Below are 18,506 nucleotides of genomic sequence, written 5' to 3' on the forward strand. Positions count from 1 at the left end.
GGTTTGCTCTACCGTCTGACAGGACGGGACAACTCTCCTGGACCCTCCGCATAGGCCCTGGTGCTTTCAGTCTGACTACTCCTCAAAACTCGTAGGGTGAAGGGAAAGTCGGCTCCTGTACGGTGTTTCTGCGATGAAATCACCCAAGAGCCGACAGCCACACGATAGCTTGCAGACCGCGCTGCGATCTGCCTTTCCCATCGACACCCGACGCTTGACGGTCCTGGCTGCACTGATCCTGGCCATGATCCAGGCACGGACCGTGGTGCTGTACACCCTCAAGAATCATGTCGTCCTGAAAGGAAGCCTGGAGACACGGTACCAACGCCTGTTGCGCTTCGTGCAGTTTCCGCTACCCGAGGAATTGTTTGCCCGATTCTCGCTGAGCTTTCTGCCAGGTAAAGAGTTGGATCTGATCCTGGACCGGACTAACTGGAAGCTTGGTCAGCAGGACGTCAACATCCTGCTGCTCTCGGCAGTATGGAGCAGCTGTAGTTTCCCCTTGATGTGGACCGTGCTTCCCCACAGGGGCGCCAGTGATCAACAGGACCGGGAAGCGCTCGTGGAGCGCTTCGTGACGGCCTGTCCCCACCGAAAGATCCGGAGCTTGCTGGCTGACCGTGAATTCATCGGTCAGCACTGGTTCGCGTTCCTCGATCAGCAGGGGATCGCTCCGTGTATTCGCCTGCCCGCTCGCACCACCATCGGTGGCGCACGGTTCCCGGTCTGGGCCGCGTTTAAGAAATTGCACCCGGGTGAAGTGCGCATCTGCCACCGTCCAGTGACGATCTACGGGGCCACCCTCCGGGTAGCCGCGACCAAAAATCAGGCACGCGAACCGCTCTACCTGGCCTACCGGGGGCACGCCCGCAGCAACCTTCGGCGATACACTCAGCGCTGGCAGACGGAAAATCTGCATGCGGCGCTGAAAACCAGGGGGTTTAACCTGGAGGACACGGGCCTGACTCGGGCCGAACGCGTCTCCACACTCCTGGCGGTCGTTTCCATAGCGTTTATCTGAGCATGTGTTACCGGGGAACTCCAGGAGGTCAGGCAGGGGGTGCAGCTGAAAAAACACGGACACCGTACGGTGTCCGTGTTCCGAAAGGGACTCGATCATCTTCAGGATCTGTTGCTTCATCCGTCGCCGTCGTCCTGGCAGACTTTGGCGGACCTTATGCCGCGTTTTGAGGGGTAGTTAGGCTTTCAGTACCAAACAACTTGACTTCAAGCCGCCCCTGACGCGAGAAACGGCGTGCTGACCATACAGAACTGGAACGAACACTAGCCAGAAAGTAACAAAGCCCTCTACGGCATCAAGAGACGCTTTTTTGGAGATTATTAGTTGGCAGCCTTAACGGGGATTGGCGTCAAATCAGAGAACGTTTCGGGCAAAGATCGTCAAGATATAGGGGCCTGTAGTAGGAGAGTATCGCAATGTGCCTCCCGTGGCCGATACACTTCTTACCTTGATCGTCACCGTTTTAGTCGTCGCGGTATAAGCAAAAGCTGCATGTCCTGAGGTCAGGGCCAACGTATCGTCAAGCAGTGATGTGGTCGTTACTGTCGGGGCCGCAGGCTGGTTGGCAATCGTGCAGTTCGTTGTGACACTGATGTAATCGCCCGATGCCGCCCCGCGAATCTCCTGCATGGCATAGGCCACGCTCGAGATGCCAGCCATGGGGGTCCGCTCAGTGGCGGCAAGTGAACTCCACAGCACGTACCGGTACGCAACTTTCTGCCACCCGACAATCAGACCAGCACAGTCGCCCACCGTTCCGAGCACGGGCACTTCAATGGCGAGGCACGCGGGGGTAGCCGTGATATCGCACGTTGCACCGCCAACCGTGGTGCTCGCCGCATAGACCGTACGCGCCGTTTTAACCCGGTCTCCTACATACCCTGTGACATCGCTGATGGTCTGAAGCCGAGTTGCCTGGTTGCCCATCACTCCGGAAGTCTTCATCGCGCTGGACTGAAAATTCAGCACAGCGGCTATAAGGATCCCAAAAATTGCCATGGAGACCAGGAGTTCAATTAAGGTAAATCCGTGCTCTCTCACGACCCCACCCCGACATCCAGGCTGAAGGTATAGGTCTTGCTGTTCAGTGCACAACTCAGTTTGACGCGCTTCAGATCGGAGTGAAGCGTCGACATAGACTTGGTGCATATCAGGCCGTTGTCGTTGGTCGGAACCGTGACCGTCGAAAGCGTATCGGCAAAGTTGGTGCGCAACCTGCTCCGCGCCTCCTCGAAAAAGGCTTTGGCGACCAGCGTCACCCGCTGCTGATCGTTTGTAGCCCCGTTGGATTTCGTCAGGGCCGGCAGGAATGTCATCACCGAAGCAGAAATGATGGCAAAAATTGCCATAGATACAAGAATCTCAATCAAAGTAAAGCCACTTTGTGTGTCACGCATCATCATTGAATAACCACCTTGCCGAGCATGCTGATGATGCGGACTTTGCGTGTCACGGCGGAGTTCCGTGTGGACTGCACGGTCACATCAATCGGATATGTTGGGTTGCTCAGGACGCCGTAGGGCGGCTGAAACGTCAGGGTCTGAGCTGTTTTGATCGTGGCGGCGGGTACCGAATAGGTCTTTCCATTTGAGGTAAACGTCGCGCTGTCCGCCACGGTAGTCAGGACAACATTGGCTGTTCCCCGTTTTGCCAGGGTACGTGCCTCCTGGATGCGCTGAGTCAGGGTCGCCGCCGCCAATTGGACGTCGTTGTTCGCTAGCCACCGAGAATAACTTCCTGCACCGATGACGGACAGAATACCGATCATGGCAATGACAACCAAAACTTCAATGAGGGTAAAGCCAGCTCTTCTCATCGTTGCCTCCAGCTGGCGACAACAGGTGTGAACGCATAGTTTCCGGCGCCCGCGACCGCGTCCATGATGTAATCCGGGTTATAACTGACCTTCCGGCCTGTGCCCGCAAAGTCAGTATCGTCGGCGTCTGTGTTGGTGACGGTCAATCCGTCAGCGCTTACAATGCTGCCCTCTACTACAATCGCCCCACACAGCTCCAGATTTCCCTGGATGTTCAGATTGCCGCGCACGTAGATGATCCCTTTGAAATCGCAGCTTCCGTCTGCTCCGCCGCCACCAGACTGGTTGATCGTCAGGTCGCCTGCGAAGACGACCACGCCGGTCCCTGTCATTTTCGAGGAGTTGGCATTGATGGACCCAGTGGTGGAGGACACCCAGTTCAGCCCATTCATCGCACCGTTGAACGTGTCTGCCGTCCACAGGGTCGACATGCTCTTGAGTTGGTTCGGGGTCATTCCGAATGTCTGTATAAACAGCGTGTTGTCGTAAGGTGACGGCACGAGGCTGGTCCCGCCAGTGGAACCAGTAAGGATCCCACCCGACGTTGCAGTGCTGCCGCCCCCTTCAAATGTCCCGGCCGTGACGACCGCATTGGTCGACTTGGTCACGACCGAACCCTCGTTGAAGAAGGTATTGCTGGGGGTGGAAACCGCCGTATACGTGCTTGGACTCGATGTGCTGTTGCTCTTCCAGCCGTTGGCCGTGACGGTTACAGCCTGGGTGCCGTCCGGGTTGAGGGCCGTCGACTCGATGGTATTTACATATCTTGTTCCGTTAACGGTGATAGAGACGGTATCTCCCTTCACGAACATTTCGCGGGCGACGATGTTCAGCCGGTTGGCCGCCGAATCATACGTCTTTAAGCCGTTCATGATCAGGTCCAGGCCAACAGAGCCAGCCTTGATCGTGCCTCCGCCCAGGATAGACGGCAGTGAGACCGGCTCCAGGGACAGGGCCGTGGCTGAATTGTTGATCACCTTGAAGATCCCGTACTGGGTGCCTGTCAAAGTGCCCGTCAGGTTGTTGAGGGGGAGGCGAACATAGCTGCCCACTGTTGCCTGCGACGAGTAAGCCTGACTGACCGAGTCCGTTCCGATGTTGACGGTAACTGGGGTCCCGACAGCCAGCGCGTTGCCGTTCTGCCGCGTGACGTACATGCGGTTCTGGAGGATGCCGTCATTGCTGGTGTTCTCTGTGGTGTACCCGGCAATTTCGGCGTTGCCGTTCAGGTCCACAGACGGCCACGAGGTGACAGCTCCAGGAAGATTGGGATAGCCCAGTTCGTTTTTTAGCGCAGTGAAGCGCTGAAGCACCCGCGTGGAACTGCCGGAGACAGTTGAGGTTGCCTGCAACTCGATCGCCTTGAGCTTGTACGGCAGAGTAGAGGTCACTTCAGCCTTGATGGCGGTCAGGGTCACCTGGGCGGTATTGTCATCGCTCACCGTGAAATTTCCAACGGCCTCGACATTTGCCGCTGTTGCCCCGGTCTGGAAGCTGGTGGCCAGCCAGGCATTAAAGCTGCAGAGGAAACGGTCCGCTGCCTGGGCAGGGGTCTCCGTGCTGGTGGCTGCCGGGCAGGTGGTGGGAGTTGATCCACCGTACGGCGCAATCCGATTGCTTCGGCTCAGGAAAGAGTTCACTCCGGACTCCGAAGCCAGGACGGCTTGAAAGGCCATAGCCTCGTTGGCTGTATTGCTGCGGCTGCGTATTGACAACGATGACGTGATGGTCAAAATACCGATCAGGACAATGCCGACGAATAAGACAGTAACTATGACGGCGGCACCTGCATCCCGGTTCTTTAACACGTCTCGCTCCTCATGCAGAAAGTATGGATGGAGTCGTGCCTGATCTCTATCACCTGTTTGGGTGCCTAAAACCATCGGGGAGCCCATGATCTTGAGCAGATGCAAGTGCCTCATGAAGTACCCCGGCGTTTCATGCACTGTTGCGCCCTGATCATGAGCAAGCGCGCGGAGCCAGGGCTTCAGGGCCTTTGGCCAGCACTCCTTGCAGCTCATGTGGATTGAGGTGCGGGACCGCAACGACCGAGCTGTTTTTCGCTTCTGCGTCGGTACCACGCCTTGACATGCGGTACCAGTCGCGGACGTACTGCCGAGTGCAAAGGATGCTGGCGGCCGTGCCGGATGCGCCACTGCTCGCGAACGGACTTCCCGCCCAGGAGTCTTCACAGGTGACCGCCTGCGCCAGTCCAGATTGCGGGAGACCAGTTCGCCAGTTTCAGCGTGAAACAGCCCTACGCCGTCGTGGTGCAGTGCGAACGGATTGCTCAAGATGTCCTGCGCGACGACCAGCAGGTCTTGGTCAGGACTGCTGTAGCCGGAGCGCCAGCCGTCAGCGGCATTCCGTGCTTCCAGGCCCTGCGGCGTGTCGTTGGAAGGGTGCACGTGCAGGGCTGCAGCCAGGGCATACAAAGCATCAGGGCAAACAAAGCATTGCGTTGTGGCAGCAGGCTGGCGATTCGTCGCGCGGCGTGGCCGGGGGTACTGGACTCACAGCGGCAAAGGCATAGGAAGCAGCCGGTGAAAACGGGGGTTCGCAGGTTTACCCTACAGGCGGACCGTTACTTCGGCTCTTAGTTTTTGAATTCATCTCCGCCGTCAGGCTGAACCCTCCCTGAGAACTGGTCGATGGCAGCTTGCGACCTTTCAGTCTGAAATTTATTTCGTGCCGATGAGGGCAGACTGATACATCGAACTGTCCTGGACTTCGACAGCACGACACCCGCCACTTCACGGGGCGGGTGTCCTTCATGATGCTTCTCAGTCCCTGGGACGCAGGGTCTGCATCAGACGTTCGCGCCGAAACAGGCTCACTTATCCTTGTAAAGACCCTTGACCGCCTGCTCAATGAGAGCCCTCACTTTATCCTCTGGCCCCAGATCAGTAGAGCCCTTAGGGAGGGTGAAGTGAAAGCTGCTGCCGGAGCCCCTGACGGACTCCACCCACATGCGGCCTCCAGCCCTCTCAACGATCTTCCTGCACATCGCAAGACCAACGCCAGTTCCTTCAACGGTGTCTTGATGATGCAGCCGCTGAAACACCTTGAAAATACGCGCGAAGTCCTGAGTATCAATACCCAGACCATTGTCCGAAACTGTAAAATGCCACCCTGTACCCTCAAGCGTTGCGCCCACGTGGATAGTGGGTGTGCGGTCTGGAGCGCGGTATTTGACGGCATTCTCGATCAGGTGCTGGAGCAACGCTGTCAGTTCTGTCAGGTCACCGCGTACGGCTGGCAGCGGGTCGTGCGTGAGGACTGCCTCCGAGGCTGTCAGCGTGTCCACAAGGGTGTGCTGAACGCCCTGCAAAACGTTTTCCAGCGGGACGTCCTGTAGCTCACGTTCCCCACGGTCCACGCGCGCGTACATGAGGAGGTCGTCGATCATGCGCTTCATCCGATGTGCGCCGTCCGCGATGTGCCCCACGTAGGTTTTTGACTGTGCATCCAACTGCCCATCCAACTGGCCTTTGAGCTGCTCCGTCGAACTGATCACGGCCTGAAGTGGCGCCTGCAGGTCGTGCGAAATGACGTGGGCGATCTGTTCAAATTCTGTGTTCGATTCCAGCAGGTTGCGATTCGCTTCGCGCAGTTCGAGTTCTGTTCGCAAGCGCTCTGTGACGTCTACAGCCGCGCCGATCACGTAACTGACACCGTTGTCCTTGTTGGCCAGAGGCGTAAGCCAGACATCCAGGGTTTTTCCGTCGACATCGACCGTGAACTGGGGTTCCTCACCACGGAGTGCGGCCTCAAAGTGATCAGTCATCTCCAGATTATTCGGCCGTGCGTGCAGGTTCTGTCCCACCAGTTTCTCTGAGCCGAAGCCCAGATCGGTCAGCTGCTGACCTTCGACCAGTGTGAATTCACCGGAGCGGTCCAGGGCGAACAGAACCACCGGGAGATTCGCTGTTACCGCCTGGAGGAGTGCTTCGCGCAGAAGCAGAGTTCGGTGGGCTGCACGCCGTTCGGTGACGTCACGGAACGAAATGATCGAGCCCTCCACGACGCCGTCCTCTCCCCGGATCGGGATAACGACGTACTCGACCGGGAAGCTTGAGCCATCCTGACGCCAGAACGTTGCAGCCGCCAGTGCTGGTGCTTTGCCGTCCTCCACAGCGCGGCAAGCAGGACATTCCAGTGCGGGGTAGGCCTTTCCGTCCTCGCGAGCGTGATGGAGGCGCTCGTGAATGTCCTGCCCGATGATATCCGGCAGGGCATAGCCTGTCATCGACAATGCTGCCGGGTTTGCAAAGGTGCCGCGGCCGTGCATGTCCGTGCTGATGACTCCGTCACCCACCGCTTCGAGGATCAGCCGGTTGCGGGTGCTGCTGCGCTCCTGCTGTGACTCCTGTCGTCGCAGCTGATCGGTCAGCTCATTGAACGCGACACCCAGCAGCGCTCCTTCCTGCACGGGGCCGAGTGGAACGCGTTCGTCCAGCTGACCATCGGTGATGCGGCGTGCGGCGTCGCTGACGCTGCGCAGCCCTTTCGCGACGGTACGCGTCGCGCGGGTCGTCACAAGGATTGAGACCAGCAGGGCAAGCATGAGCCCACCGAGGGTGAGCCACCGCACCTGCTGGAGGGTAGCCAGCGTGGTCTGGTTCAGGGTGGCCTGCCTGGCGCCCACGGTATTACGCTGCTCGTCAAGCAGGGCCCGCATTTCGTCCATCAGCCCTGTGCCTTCCCCTGCGCGGACAATCTGTACGGCGGGGGAGGAGTTCCCTAGACGGGTCTCAGCCACTCCGGGTGTGGCCGCCGTGTCGAGCCATTGCTTGTGAAGGCGCTCCAGGTCACGCAGTACATCCAAACGTGCCTGTCGGACTGCTGGAGCCTCAGAACCTGCCAGAGTCCTGAGGGTGCCGAAATGTTGTGGGAGCGCAGCCAGACCTCGCTGATAGACCTCGAGGTATCGGTCCTCGCCGGTGAGGACGTACCCACGCACGCCTGCCTGCTGGTCGACCAGAGCGGCAGACACGCTTTGCAAAGCGACCAGTTCGGATTGCGCCTGCATATTGGCGCGTGTGTTCTGTTCCAGGCGGTGCATGCCCAGGGCAACGGCGATAGCCACGGCGAGAAGGAACAGCCAGGATCCAAGTTGGTAAGTGAGGATGTACGGTTGCAGGGGCGGTTTCTGCATAGCCTCGTCCCGCTCGGACTGGCGAGGCAGAATTCGGGATGTGGAAGGCGGGAGAGTCATGCGGGAAGTGTATCGGGCGCCCTGTCACTCGCGCCTTTCTGCCTTCTGTGCTCAAACAGCAGGTGAGAGTGACGCTCAGCAATCCTGGTGGGAACCCTGCTGGAGTTTAGGGTGAGCAAGGCGCCCAGCCATGCATCCAGGTTCCTGGGCAAGGCAGGCCCGGCTCCATATCATTGCCTCCCAGTCTCCTGGCATGCTCATCAGCAGTGAAAGGCGGGACCTGTTCATGTCCACACAGGCAGACGAGCGGAGGCCTGCGAAGGGCCGTGTGAGAAGTCCGAAGAGCGGGAGGTAAGCTCCTTGACTATCAGGTCCGCAGAGAAAAGCAAAGACAGCAGTGCTGATAGTGAACCCTGTTTTTTCCAGTTGTGGGCAGTTGGTCCGAAGGCAAAACCAGACGTGTGTGGCACGGTATCATCTGACTTTTTTAGCTGCTGGGAGGCTGTTAATAAGATTGACACGGAAGGGGGCAGGGATTCAAATGCCTCGGGTCCGCCAGATGATTGAGCCCTGAACATTCTTTTGTGTCACATATCCACATCTCTTTCCCACCATATGCAACGGGTGTACAGCTGCTCCCTTTCAGCCCACTGTCCTGGGAGTTTGGGGTGCGTATTTCAGTACTCGGAATATGCTTTATTCAAGAGTCTTTGATTCCGTCATTTGGGGCTATACACGGCTTACCGGCTTCATCGGAAGTCTGTCAATGAAAATGGGCGGCATGGCATCACACACTGGCGAAGGAGCGAATCCAGCCGTCTCCTCAGTCATGTCGAACATGGTTCCTGTAACCAGCAGTGGTGGAAGCAGATGCCAGCTCTGGCATGCTGAACGTATGACCGACCTGAGCACCCTGCGCCTTTCCTATACTCACGGCGAACTGCGCCGAGCTGACCTGAACGCTGATCCTGCCCAGCAGTTCCAGAGTTGGCTTGACGCTGCCCTGCGCAGTGGTCTGCGGGAGCCGTATGCGATGAGTCTCGCGACCGCTGACCGGGAAGGGCGTCCAAGTGTCCGTACAGTGCTGTTGCGTGGCATACAGGATGGAGGACTGACCTTCTTCACCAACTACGAGTCACATAAGGGCCATGACCTGACAGACAATCCGCAGGCTGAAGTCCTGTTTTTCTGGGCAGAGCATGAACGGCAGGTCCGGGCCTACGGTCCGGTAGAGCGGTTGTCCTCCGAAGACAGTGCTGCCTACTTCCACTCACGTCCCCGTGAGAGTCAGCTGGCCGCCCATGCCAGCGATCCCCAGAGCGCGCCGGTAAGCAACAGGGCGGAGCTTGAAACGCGGTTGACCGCGCTGCACGAGCGTTTCGCGGCAGACCAGGAGGTCCCGTGCCCAGAGTTCTGGGGTGGATACCGCATCCAAGTGCAGGAGTGGGAGTTCTGGCAGGGCCGACCTAACCGCATGCATGACCGGTTCCGGTACAGAAGGAACGATGCCGGGTGGCACATTGACCGGCTGATGCCTTAGCCCTGCCGCTCTTGATGATCAGATGGGTGCCAACCCCGACCATGATTCTGGGAAGCGCAAAAATGGCTCCATTCTTCCAGCGCCGGTACTTCAGGTGTTCTCGCGGTTCACCAGGGCTTCGCCCGCTTCCATCGAGAGTTCGTCGCCCAACAGGGCCCGGCGTTCCTCCGGGGTCAGGGCCACCATGACGCGCCGCAGGACCACGTCCACCGCCTGATCGGTGCTTTCATCCAGCGTCAGCCCATTGAGCATCGGGACGTCCAGGCGCCGGGCCACGGCTTCCAGTTCGTTCTGCATCGTGCGGATCTCGTCGAAATAACGCATGTAGCGGTGCATCGGGCGGCTGGCCGCTGTTTCCTGATCACGGCTCTCGAAGTGACGCCGGTGCTCGGTCGCGTCGGGCAGGGTCACCAGGAGCGGCACCACCAGTGCGCCAGCAAAAGCATCTGCCCGCAGGTAGCCCGGAACCAGATGCACGCCCTCAAGCACCACACTGGTGCCTTCCTCGATGCTGCGGCGCACCACGGCCCCCAGGCCCACACTGACCTGCTGTACCTGCTCGCGGAAGCCGGCCAGCAGTTCCGCCTCGGTCGGGTGCTCCGGGATGGATTGCCCCGGGGGGACCAGCGCTTCCCAGGCATTGAACGTGCTGGCGTGCAGTGTAGGCACCAGGGCGGGGGAGACCATGGCGCGCATGACCTCCCGGATAGAGTCGGTGCTGACCACCCGGGTAATGCCGAGCCGGTAGGCAATCTCGGCGGCCAGAACGCTTTTGCCAGTGCCACTGACTCCGCCCAGCAGGACCACTAGCGGGCGGGGCGGGCGGCGGATGACACGCAGCAGGCGGTAGCGCGCACTGATATCGGGCCCGACCTCCTCGCGCAGCAGGGCTTCGACCTTTTCGCGGATGCGCGAGCGGCGCACCACGCGGTCCTCACTGCCGCGCAGGTCACGTTGGGTGATGCGCGCGACCTTGCGGGCCACGTCCGGCGCCACCCCCGCAGCCAGCATGGACTGCACCAGCACGCCCTTGCTGAAGGGTGTGGGCAGGCCCAGCTCATCAGCCATGACGCCCAGACGCCCCTGGTTCTGCCGCAGGTACTGATAGGTCAACCGGAAGTGCTCTCCGTAGCGCTCGGCCAGAAAGCGCTCGGTGCGCTCGTCAATGTCTTCTGCGGTCAGGGTCTGGACTCCCTGCTGGCGCATCTCGACGTCCACTCCACTGGCGGTGGCGTAGGCTTCACGCGGTGTCAGCCCCACGTCCTCCAGCGTCCGCGCCAGCACCCCGCGGCTGAACGGTAGATTGCCTTTTTTCGAACGCACCAGGATATCCACGAACGCAGGCGTCTGCCGGGCCACCTGCGCCGCCACTTCCGGCCCGGTCACGTCCTCGGCGATTTCAGCAGTCAGGGCCTGAAGCTCCGCTGCCGTGATCAGGCGCCGTCGTGCAAGGCGCAACTGCTGCTCGACCCGCCGTCCAATCGCGGCGGCCAGAGGCGCACTTGCCCCGGCATTGACCGCTGTTTCCACAACCAGGCCGCGGCTGAAGGGCCACGACTGGCGCCCGGACCCGATCCGGAATTCAGCTTGTGGCATCATTTCACCTCCTGCGCGGCTGGACTTGCAGGTGAGCGACCTGTCCCCAGACCTCTTCCGGCAGTCTACGTGCCTGGAGACCCTGAGAGGGGCGGAAGGCTCTCAGCCTGGAAGGACCGCCAAGGCATCAGGACCGGGACGAGTCGCGCTTCAACGCCCCTTCGAGCAGCAGATTCAGCGCCAGCCGCATTTCCTCCTGCAGGGTGCGTTCTGTTCCGTAAGCGCTCCAGCGCAGCGCGACCATCAGGTAGGTGTCCGCGATCAGGTTGCTGATGCGCTGCAGGCTGAGGTCGGGGCGCATCTGCCCGCTCTGGTGCAGCGGGCGCAGAATCAACTCAATAACCTTGCTCAGCGGCAGCGCCTGATACGCCGTGCGGGCCCGCTCGGGGTTGGGATTCATGACCTCGTAGGCCAGCGGCGGGAACAGGTCACGCTCGCGCGAGTTTTCCTCGGCAAGCAGGTCCCACACCTCGTACAGCACGCTCAGGGGCGGAACACCGTCGAGCAGGCGCTGCTCGGCATGGTCACGCAGGCGATCCATGACCTCACTGCCGTAATCCAGCAGCACAGCCTCTTTATAAGGGTAGTAATTAAAAAACGTGCCCCGTGACACGTTGCTGGCCCGCGCAATGTCCGTCGCGGTGGTGGTCTGAAAGCCGCCCCGTTTGAACAGTTCAATAGCAACACTGTAAATACGGGCGCGACGGCGCTCTTTCTGACGCTCCCGCAATGAAGATAAGTCCATAGGCTGACCTATGGTATAGCGCCTGGAGTCCAAAATTGCACCCCGTCTAAGTGTGTGTCCTGTCTGATCCGTTACGCTAAGGCCCATGAGCGTGATTCTGGGCATCGATATCGGCGGCAGCGGGATTAAGGGTGCACCCGTCAACGTCAGCACCGGGCAGCTGGCCGGCGAGCGCCACCGCATTCCTACCCCGGAGGGTGCTCGTCCTGACGATGTCGTGCGTGTGGTTGCACAGCTCGTAGAGCATTTTGGCCTTGACGGGCCTGTTGGGGTGACCTTCCCGGGGATCGTGCAGCACGGCCACACCCTGAGTGCCGCCAACGTGGACAAGGGCTGGATCGGCCTGGACGCCGACGCCCTGTTCACCCAGGCCACGGGCCGGGATGTCCGGCTGCTCAACGACGCCGACGCTGCCGGGCTGGCTGAGGCGAAATTCGGCGCTGGCCGCGGCGTGGACGGCACCGTACTGGTGCTGACCTTCGGCACAGGTATTGGCAGCGCTCTCGTTCATAACGGCGTTCTGGTTCCCAATACCGAACTGGGCCATCTGTGGCTGCGCGAGCATCATGCTGAAACCTGGGCATCTGACCGTGCACGTGAGCGTGACGACCTGAACTGGAAACAATGGAGCAAGCGGGTCAGCGGTTACCTGCAGCACCTGGAACTGCTGTTCAGCCCGGACCTGTTCATCATCGGCGGCGGGGTGAGCAAGAAAGCCGAGAAGTGGCAGGACCATATCCGGCTGGAGCGCAGCCGCCTTATCCCAGCTGCCCTCCAGAATGAAGCGGGAATTGTAGGGGCCGCGCTGCTGGCCGCTCAGCCCGCGCCGCCTGCCCCGCTCGTGTCACCGGCTCTGAGACCCGCACGGGTTGCTGGCCGCACAGAAGCAGTTCCTGTACCTGTCAAACCTTCCAAAGACAAGGCGCGTCGCAAGTCCAGCTGAATCCCGGGGCCGGGAACGGTTGACCGGGCAGGCACGTAGGAGGAGGCATATGGGATTTCTGAAGAAGATGATGGCAGCGGTTGGCGTGGGTGCAGCCCGGGTGGATACCCGTCTGAGCAGCGCTGAGGTGCGTGTCGGTGAGGAACTGCGCGGCACAGTTCATGTGCAGGGCGGCCAGGTCGAGCAACAGGTGGAACGCATCAATGTTGGTCTGGCTACCCGCTATAAGCACGACGACAGCTACGTGAACCACACCCTGCAAAGTGAAGTGGTCGTGCCTGCCTTTACCATTCGCCCCGGCGAGACACGCGAGTTTCCGTTTACGCTGCGTGTGGGACCTGGCACGCCTCTTTCCCTGCCCGGATCGGACGTCTGGGTCTTTACCGACGCCGACATTGCCGGTGGCGTCGATCCCGGCGATCAGGACCCGCTGCGTGTGCTGCCCAGTGCCGGCATGGAAGCGGTGATCGGGGCCGCCCTGCGCCTGGGCTTCAGCCTCAAGGCTGCCGAGACCGAGTACGCCCACGGCCGGCTGGTGCAGGAGCTCAGCTTCCGTCCGCCGCATGGTCAGTACAAGCTCACCGAACTGGAACTTGTGATGCTGCCGGCCAATGGCGGTCTGGACGTCATTCTGGAAGTGGACCGCCGTGCCACAGGCATGGCCAGCTTCTTTACCAGCGAATTCGAGACCAGAGCCCGCTGGTTCCTGCCGGATGAGCTGCTCCGGCGCGGCCCGGACGCCATTGCCCCGGAACTTGCTGACCGTATCCGTCAGTTGAGCTGAACATGTCGGCGCTGGCCTGTTCCCTGACCAGGTGACAGGCCAGCGCTTTAGCATGCGCGTCATGACTGCTGAGCTGCCTGACCCCCATACTCCCCGCCTGCTGGTGTGCGATGTGCTGTATACGGGCATGGGCGGTGCACAGAGCCCGGGCGGTGTGGTGGTGGTCGGCGGCACAGTGGCGGCCACCGGTGCCCCGGAAGCCCTGCGCCAGGCCTATCCCCATGCCCGTGCGGAAGTGGTGGGCGGCGTCATCGCCCCGCCGCCGGTCAACGCCCACACGCACCTGGACATGAGCGCCTACCAGTTCCAGGCGCTGCCCTATTTCCAGTGGATTCCCAAGGTGGTGATCGCCGGACGCCACCAGCGCGGGCTCAGTGCGGCTCTTGCCGGGGCCGGCACCCTGTCGCAGTTGGGAGTCGGCGCCGTAGGGGACATCGTCTGGTCACCCGAGGTCATGGACGCGCTGCTGGCGCGCGAAGACCTGCAGGGGGTGCTGTATTTCGAGGTGCTGAGCCCTTTACCGGAACGGGCCGACGAGGTCTTCCGGGCTGCCCGCACCCAGATCGAGGCGTGGCGCGCAAAAGAGCGTCCACATGGCCCGCGTGTCGGCGTTTCACCCCACACGCCCTACACGGTCAGTCACCGTCTGATGCGTCTGCTGGTTGAATACGCGGCTGGTGAAGGTCTGCCCGTGCAGATCCATGTCGCGGAACACCCCAGCGAGCCGGAACTGTTCCGGACGGGCGGCGGTCCTCTCTGGGAGGGCCGTATGCCGAGCCTGTATCCCAGGACCTTCGCGGAAATCGTCGGCCGTGATCCCGAGCCGGACCTGACGCCGGTACGCTACCTCGATGAATTGGGCGTGCTTGGTGCCCGGCCCACCCTGATCCACCTGGTCAACGTGACCACGGACGATATTGCTCGGGTAGCCCGCGCCGGATGCCCGGTCGTGACCTGTCCCCGGAGTAACCATCATCTGGAATGCGGCGTGTTTCCGTGGTCGGCGTTCGCCGCTGCCGGTGTGGAAATTGCCCTGGGCACCGACTCGGTGGCCAGTGGCGGAACCCTGGACGTGCGGGACGACGTGGCCTTTGCCCGCACGCTGTATCCGGGCCTCGATCCCCGTGTCCTGGTGCGGGCGGCTGTCAAGGGGGGGCACCGGGTCCTGGGCACGACCATGCCGTTTATCCGGCGGGGCGAAGTCTGGCGCGAGGAGTATCTCTGGGGTGCCGGCCGCGCGTAAGGCTCAGCGGGTCACGACATGGTGCAGCCGGCAGCGTGCCTCGTAACTTTCCAGCGCGCCGACCAGCACCACCGGATCGTCGAAGCGGGCCGGTTCGCCGCTGATCAGGCGTTGGGACCGGGTTGCCGGCGCGCCGCACTGCGTGCAGATGGCAGTCAGCTTTTCGACACTCTCGGCGCGGGCCAGCAGGTCCGGCATGCAGCCGAACGGCTCGGCACGGAAGTCCAGATCCAGGCCAGCCAGGATGACGCGTACACCGGCGTCGGCCAGTTCCAGGGCCAGCGGCACCAGCTCCGGGCCGAAAAACTGCACCTCGTCAATACCGATCACGTCCGGCATCTCGGCGGACGCCTGGAGCAGCGGAGCCTCACCGCTGAGGTGGGCGCGGATGTCCGCCACGTCACCCACCGCCAGTGCTCCGACGGTGCGTCCGGCGTGGCTGGCCACCGCTGACTCGTGGTAGCGGTCGTCCACGGCGGGCTTGAACACCTGCACACGTTGCCGGGCGATCAGGGCGCGGGTGACGCGGCGGATCAGTTCCTCGCTTTTCCCGCTGAACATCGGACCGACAATGACCTCCAGGTGACCGCCGGAATAGGGGGACTTCAGCACGCCCGCGAGTATGCCAGATGCTCCGGTCAGGCGGGTTGTTTGAGGACCTCTCCGTGACAAGACGGTGCCTCAGCCATCCCACGCCCAGCAAAAAGAGCTGCCCCACCGTGAAGGTGGGGCAGCTCTGAAACGCCGGATTATTTCTTTTTGTTGCGGTAGCTGTCGCCGAAACGCTTGTTGAACTTGTCCACGCGGCCTTCGGTGTCCACGAAGCGCTCTTCGCCGGTCCAGAAGGGGTGAACGCCGCTCCAGACATCCACGTGGATCTCGGGGCGGGTGCTCAGGGTTTCCATGACGACCTTACCCTGGTAGATGATCTTGGTAGGAACTGCTTTGGGGTGGATGTCTTTCTTCATATTCGCCTCCTCCGCCACGTCTGCCAGGAAAACCTGGATGTGCGTAGCGGGCAACCGCAGAAGCATAGCACATCCTTTGGGCCAGGGGCGCGGCTCAGCCCTGGCGGGCAGCCTGGACAATGCCAGGCAAATGGTCCAGACACAGCCATTCCCGGTGCCACCCGGGCCAGCTGTGCCCCAGCCGCAAGGGGGGAAGAAGCGGCTCAGGCACAGGGAGGCCACGTGCACCGGCAAGGGCGCCAACCACGCACGCGACCGTGTCGCTGTCGTCACCCAGCAGCACCGCAGGTTGCACGCAGGCCAGCCATGAGGCCGCGCTGGCGTGCTTTAGAGCGGCCTCCAGGGTATCGAGCACGAAGCCGCTCTGGGAAGTGAGGACTCCATCAAGCCCCGCGCGCACACGGCTGCTCACCGCAGCGCGGGCCTCCCGGTCGCGCTCACGGAATGCCCTGTGTGCCCGCAGCGTGGTGCTGCTGAACAGTCCGGCGTCCATCAGCACGGCCTCCGCATTCAGGGCGTTCATGACCCGCAGGCTGTGGGTTGCGGCGTCAGTGTAGGAAGCGCCGCTGGACAGAGCCTCCATGCAGGCGGTCAGAGCCACAGAGGCATGCACACATCGTGGGTCCGCATGCGTCAGGGCAGTCAGCACCGCCGACTCTCGTGCCAGGGCCTCGTCCCGGAAGCCCGCGATCCACGCGGCAGCCACGCGCATCAGGCCGCCATTTCCAGCACTGTGAAAGTTACTGGCCTCCCAGGCGTGCACGCCTCCGTCCGGGCCCGCGCGGCGCAAAGCCGCGCCTGTCAGGCTGCCCACATCCGGTGGCCCGGCGGCCAGCCAGTCCTGCAGGGCCTTCCAGACGCCCGACGTTCCTTCGCCACGGGCGTAACCAAGAAGCGTGGCGACGGTCATCTGACTGTCGTCGGTGGCCTCGCCCGGCGCGAACCCGAAGACGCTGCCTTCCTGGTAGTGGTCGAAAGGCAGGGCGTAGCGCGCCTGAATGACCTCGGGGGTCTTGAACTCGGTGGCGGCGCCCAGTGCGTCAGCGGCACACAGCGAAAGCAGCGTAGACAGCGTGTTGTCCGGCACAGACCTCATTGTCGCATGAGCCGTCCGGATGCAAGTGCGGGCAATCGGCACTACACTGCGGGGCATATGGTACGCGGCGATCTGACTGTTTTTCCGCTTCTGTCCGTGATGCAGATGTTGCTCGCCAGTGGCCGGGCCGGAAGACTGAGCCTGGACCATCCGCGAGGCGGGCAGCTGTGGCTTGATCCGGGCGAGCTTGTGCATGCACAGGCCTGGACCCTGAGCGGTGACGCTGGACTGCAGGTGGTGTGCAGTGTCACTGAAGGCACCTTCACCTTCGAGGTGGACGAGCCAGCGCCTGAGCGTACCCTGGCGTTACGACGCGACGCAGCCCTTCGGCGCATGCTTGATGATTACGAAAGCTGGACTCCATTGCTCCAGACTTTTCCGGACTGGGACCGCACACTGCGCTTTACCCCCCGCTGGACCGAAGCCCAGCCTGTCACGCGCGCCCAGTACGAGGTCTTGAGCCGGCTGCAGGGCGGCACGACCGTTCGCAAGCTGCTGGAGCGCAGCCGGCAGGCTCCACGCACTCTGCTTGAAACTCTGCGGCCATTTCTGACGGCAGGTCTGATAGAGCTGGCTTAATAGGTTCAATGGTGATGACGCCGGCTCTCACCTTCCCACCATGCCAGCTGCGGCATGCTCCATGATGTACCTGGAGGAGTCATGAGCGCCATTACACGAGGGACCCCGGACGATACCCGGCGCGAACGTGAGGACGTGGGACGCGAAACTGCAACTGGCCCGGCGAGAGCAGTGGCTCACCCCTCATGGCGCTTTCAGGACCGCTTCGAACTGTGGATCGACTGGATGGTCCGCAACTCGGCCGGACAATGGCATCCGCACCAGAGTGTGCTGCAACGCAGCTACCGCACCCGCGAAGACACCCTGCTGCACGCTGAACGCATTATTCTTCGCGGGGACTTTCCAATGCAGGGGCGCTCGGTGACCCCTGTCACGCTGATCCGGAACCGCCGGGAAGAGCTGCTCGCCGCCTTCCGTGCTGCGGAGGGTGACGGCGTCACGCTGATCCGCGAGGTGCTGTTTCCGGTCGGCGAGTACGCCCTGAGCCTGAAAGTCACCTGCGAGCGCGTGGCTGATGAGGTCCGGACCAGTTTTGCGCATGCTGGCAATCCTCTGCGCAGCCTGGCGGGTCAGTCTGTAAAGCTGACGGTCCTGATCGAGCATCCCTATGATGTCCTCAGCCGCGCTGAAGGTGTTCTGGAAATGGGGGAGCTTGGGGCCCGCGTGGGCTCGGAAGTCCTGACCTTTCAGGGTGGCGCCGGTGTGACGGGGGTGCCCTACCGGCACGCCACGGTGGCGGTTTCGCGCGGGCTGCTTAAAAGGCCCATGCTGTACCGCTTTGAACTTTTGCAGGCGCCCGACGAGCCCTGACTTTAGATCTGGGATTCCAGAGCGCGCAGCGACGGTCAATTTCTTCAGGCGCAGGCCAGCGGCGTTCCAAGCTCCTGCATCACAGCTTCGTGGCGGGAAAGGACTGGTGAGAAGTGCTCAGCAGATGCAGAATCTTTCCGCGCACATCCCGGCGGTACTGACGTGAAGTCACTCATATCAGGCACCTGCTGACGCGGCCCTGTCCAG

At 61.7% G+C, this 18,506-nt stretch carries 16 protein-coding genes and 1 pseudogene; 7 read left to right on the plus strand and 10 right to left on the minus strand.

Annotated elements, in window-relative coordinates; genetic code table 11:
• The first annotated feature begins 133 nt into the window (after positions 1 to 133).
• A pseudogene (locus DEIDE_RS03825) lies at positions 134 to 1,198 on the plus strand (IS4-like element ISDds7 family transposase).
• A gap of 177 nt (positions 1,199 to 1,375) precedes the next feature.
• Here the strand turns inward: DEIDE_RS03825 and DEIDE_RS03830 are convergent.
• The 5 genes from DEIDE_RS03830 to DEIDE_RS03850 form a co-directional block, all read right to left on the minus strand.
• Positions 1,376 to 2,062: a PulJ/GspJ family protein gene (locus DEIDE_RS03830; RefSeq protein WP_012692632.1), complete on the minus strand. Its 687-nt coding sequence runs from the start codon at positions 2,060 to 2,062 to the stop codon at positions 1,376 to 1,378.
• The gene (locus DEIDE_RS03835) at positions 2,059 to 2,424 is read right to left on the minus strand and encodes a PulJ/GspJ family protein (RefSeq protein WP_012692633.1); all 366 of its coding nucleotides are present in this window, start codon (positions 2,422 to 2,424) and stop codon (positions 2,059 to 2,061) included. Before DEIDE_RS03835 ends, DEIDE_RS03830 begins: the two co-directional genes overlap by 4 nt.
• Complete coding sequence (locus DEIDE_RS17935; RefSeq protein WP_012692634.1) at positions 2,421 to 2,837, minus strand: pilus assembly FimT family protein; 417 nt, start codon at positions 2,835 to 2,837, stop codon at positions 2,421 to 2,423. Before DEIDE_RS17935 ends, DEIDE_RS03835 begins: the two co-directional genes overlap by 4 nt.
• Entirely contained in the window at positions 2,834 to 4,750 is a 1,917-nt protein-coding gene (locus DEIDE_RS03845) for a hypothetical protein (RefSeq protein ID WP_162485395.1), read from the minus strand. Before DEIDE_RS03845 ends, DEIDE_RS17935 begins: the two co-directional genes overlap by 4 nt.
• Before the next feature lie 920 nt (positions 4,751 to 5,670).
• Positions 5,671 to 8,055, minus strand: coding sequence for a PAS domain S-box protein (locus DEIDE_RS03850; RefSeq protein ID WP_083764222.1), 2,385 nt, complete (start codon positions 8,053 to 8,055; stop codon positions 5,671 to 5,673).
• Positions 8,056 to 8,890: 835 nt separating this feature from the next.
• Between DEIDE_RS03850 and pdxH the strand changes: the two genes are divergently transcribed.
• A complete protein-coding gene (pdxH, locus tag DEIDE_RS03855) occupies positions 8,891 to 9,535 on the plus strand; it encodes a pyridoxamine 5'-phosphate oxidase (protein ID WP_012692637.1) in 645 nt (214 codons plus the stop codon).
• Between the two features lie 90 nt (positions 9,536 to 9,625).
• Here the strand turns inward: pdxH and DEIDE_RS03860 are convergent, their stop codons facing one another.
• Both DEIDE_RS03860 and DEIDE_RS03865 read right to left on the minus strand, forming a co-directional pair.
• Positions 9,626 to 11,131 carry a 2-phosphoglycerate kinase gene (locus DEIDE_RS03860; protein ID WP_041227394.1) on the minus strand — a complete coding sequence of 502 codons (1,506 nt, stop codon included), beginning with the start codon at positions 11,129 to 11,131 and terminating at the stop codon, positions 9,626 to 9,628.
• A gap of 127 nt (positions 11,132 to 11,258) precedes the next feature.
• The gene (locus tag DEIDE_RS03865) at positions 11,259 to 11,876 is read right to left on the minus strand and encodes a TetR/AcrR family transcriptional regulator (protein WP_012692639.1); all 618 of its coding nucleotides are present in this window, start codon (positions 11,874 to 11,876) and stop codon (positions 11,259 to 11,261) included.
• 85 nt (positions 11,877 to 11,961) lie between these two features.
• On the opposite strand from DEIDE_RS03865, the gene ppgK reads away from it, so the two are divergent.
• Genes ppgK through DEIDE_RS03880 form a run of 3 tightly spaced genes read left to right on the plus strand, consistent with a single transcriptional unit; the run spans position 11,962 to position 14,846 of the window.
• Positions 11,962 to 12,819 carry a polyphosphate--glucose phosphotransferase gene (gene ppgK, locus DEIDE_RS03870; RefSeq protein WP_012692640.1) on the plus strand — a complete coding sequence of 286 codons (858 nt, stop codon included), beginning with the start codon at positions 11,962 to 11,964 and terminating at the stop codon, positions 12,817 to 12,819.
• A gap of 49 nt (positions 12,820 to 12,868) precedes the next feature.
• Positions 12,869 to 13,603, plus strand: coding sequence for a sporulation protein (locus DEIDE_RS03875; RefSeq protein WP_012692641.1), 735 nt, complete (start codon positions 12,869 to 12,871; stop codon positions 13,601 to 13,603).
• A gap of 52 nt (positions 13,604 to 13,655) precedes the next feature.
• Entirely contained in the window at positions 13,656 to 14,846 is a 1,191-nt protein-coding gene (locus DEIDE_RS03880; protein WP_012692642.1) for an amidohydrolase family protein, read from the plus strand.
• 3 nt (positions 14,847 to 14,849) lie between these two features.
• On the opposite strand, the gene DEIDE_RS03885 is transcribed toward DEIDE_RS03880, so the two are convergent.
• The 3 genes from DEIDE_RS03885 to DEIDE_RS03895 all read right to left on the minus strand — a co-directional run bounded on the left by DEIDE_RS03885 (position 14,850) and on the right by DEIDE_RS03895 (position 16,901).
• A complete protein-coding gene (locus DEIDE_RS03885) occupies positions 14,850 to 15,458 on the minus strand; it encodes a thymidine kinase (RefSeq protein ID WP_012692643.1) in 609 nt (202 codons plus the stop codon).
• A 137-nt stretch (positions 15,459 to 15,595) separates the two neighbouring features.
• A complete protein-coding gene (rpmE, locus tag DEIDE_RS03890; protein ID WP_012692645.1) occupies positions 15,596 to 15,814 on the minus strand; it encodes a 50S ribosomal protein L31 in 219 nt (72 codons plus the stop codon).
• 94 nt (positions 15,815 to 15,908) lie between these two features.
• Positions 15,909 to 16,901, minus strand: coding sequence for an ADP-ribosylglycohydrolase family protein (locus tag DEIDE_RS03895; protein ID WP_012692646.1), 993 nt, complete (start codon positions 16,899 to 16,901; stop codon positions 15,909 to 15,911).
• Between the two features lie 66 nt (positions 16,902 to 16,967).
• On the opposite strand from DEIDE_RS03895, the gene DEIDE_RS03900 reads away from it, so the two are divergent.
• Both DEIDE_RS03900 and DEIDE_RS03905 read left to right on the plus strand, forming a co-directional pair.
• On the plus strand, positions 16,968 to 17,489 hold the full coding sequence (locus DEIDE_RS03900) for a DUF4388 domain-containing protein (protein WP_012692647.1): 522 nt from the start codon (positions 16,968 to 16,970) through the stop codon (positions 17,487 to 17,489).
• 81 nt (positions 17,490 to 17,570) lie between these two features.
• Positions 17,571 to 18,299, plus strand: coding sequence for a hypothetical protein (locus DEIDE_RS03905; protein WP_193589560.1), 729 nt, complete (start codon positions 17,571 to 17,573; stop codon positions 18,297 to 18,299).
• Positions 18,300 to 18,506: the final 207 nt, after the last annotated feature.

The sequence above is a fragment of the Deinococcus deserti VCD115 genome (assembly GCF_000020685.1).
Taxonomy (GTDB): Bacteria; Deinococcota; Deinococci; order Deinococcales; family Deinococcaceae; genus Deinococcus; species Deinococcus deserti.

Coding starts and splice junctions, on each gene's coding strand:
- DEIDE_RS03850 (WP_083764222.1), bottom strand. CDS start 8,055: ATGACTCTCCCGCCTTCCACATCCCGAATTCTGCCTCGCCAGTCCGAG.
- DEIDE_RS03905 (WP_193589560.1), top strand. CDS start 17,571: ATGAGCGCCATTACACGAGGGACCCCGGACGATACCCGGCGCGAACGT.
- rpmE (WP_012692645.1), bottom strand. CDS start 15,814: ATGAAGAAAGACATCCACCCCAAAGCAGTTCCTACCAAGATCATCTAC.
- DEIDE_RS03900 (WP_012692647.1), top strand. CDS start 16,968: ATGGTACGCGGCGATCTGACTGTTTTTCCGCTTCTGTCCGTGATGCAG.
- ppgK (WP_012692640.1), top strand. CDS start 11,962: ATGAGCGTGATTCTGGGCATCGATATCGGCGGCAGCGGGATTAAGGGT.
- DEIDE_RS03865 (WP_012692639.1), bottom strand. CDS start 11,876: ATGGACTTATCTTCATTGCGGGAGCGTCAGAAAGAGCGCCGTCGCGCC.
- DEIDE_RS03880 (WP_012692642.1), top strand. CDS start 13,656: ATGCGCGTCATGACTGCTGAGCTGCCTGACCCCCATACTCCCCGCCTG.
- DEIDE_RS17935 (WP_012692634.1), bottom strand. CDS start 2,837: ATGAGAAGAGCTGGCTTTACCCTCATTGAAGTTTTGGTTGTCATTGCC.
- pdxH (WP_012692637.1), top strand. CDS start 8,891: ATGACCGACCTGAGCACCCTGCGCCTTTCCTATACTCACGGCGAACTG.
- DEIDE_RS03875 (WP_012692641.1), top strand. CDS start 12,869: ATGGGATTTCTGAAGAAGATGATGGCAGCGGTTGGCGTGGGTGCAGCC.
- DEIDE_RS03835 (WP_012692633.1), bottom strand. CDS start 2,424: ATGATGATGCGTGACACACAAAGTGGCTTTACTTTGATTGAGATTCTT.
- DEIDE_RS03860 (WP_041227394.1), bottom strand. CDS start 11,131: ATGCCACAAGCTGAATTCCGGATCGGGTCCGGGCGCCAGTCGTGGCCC.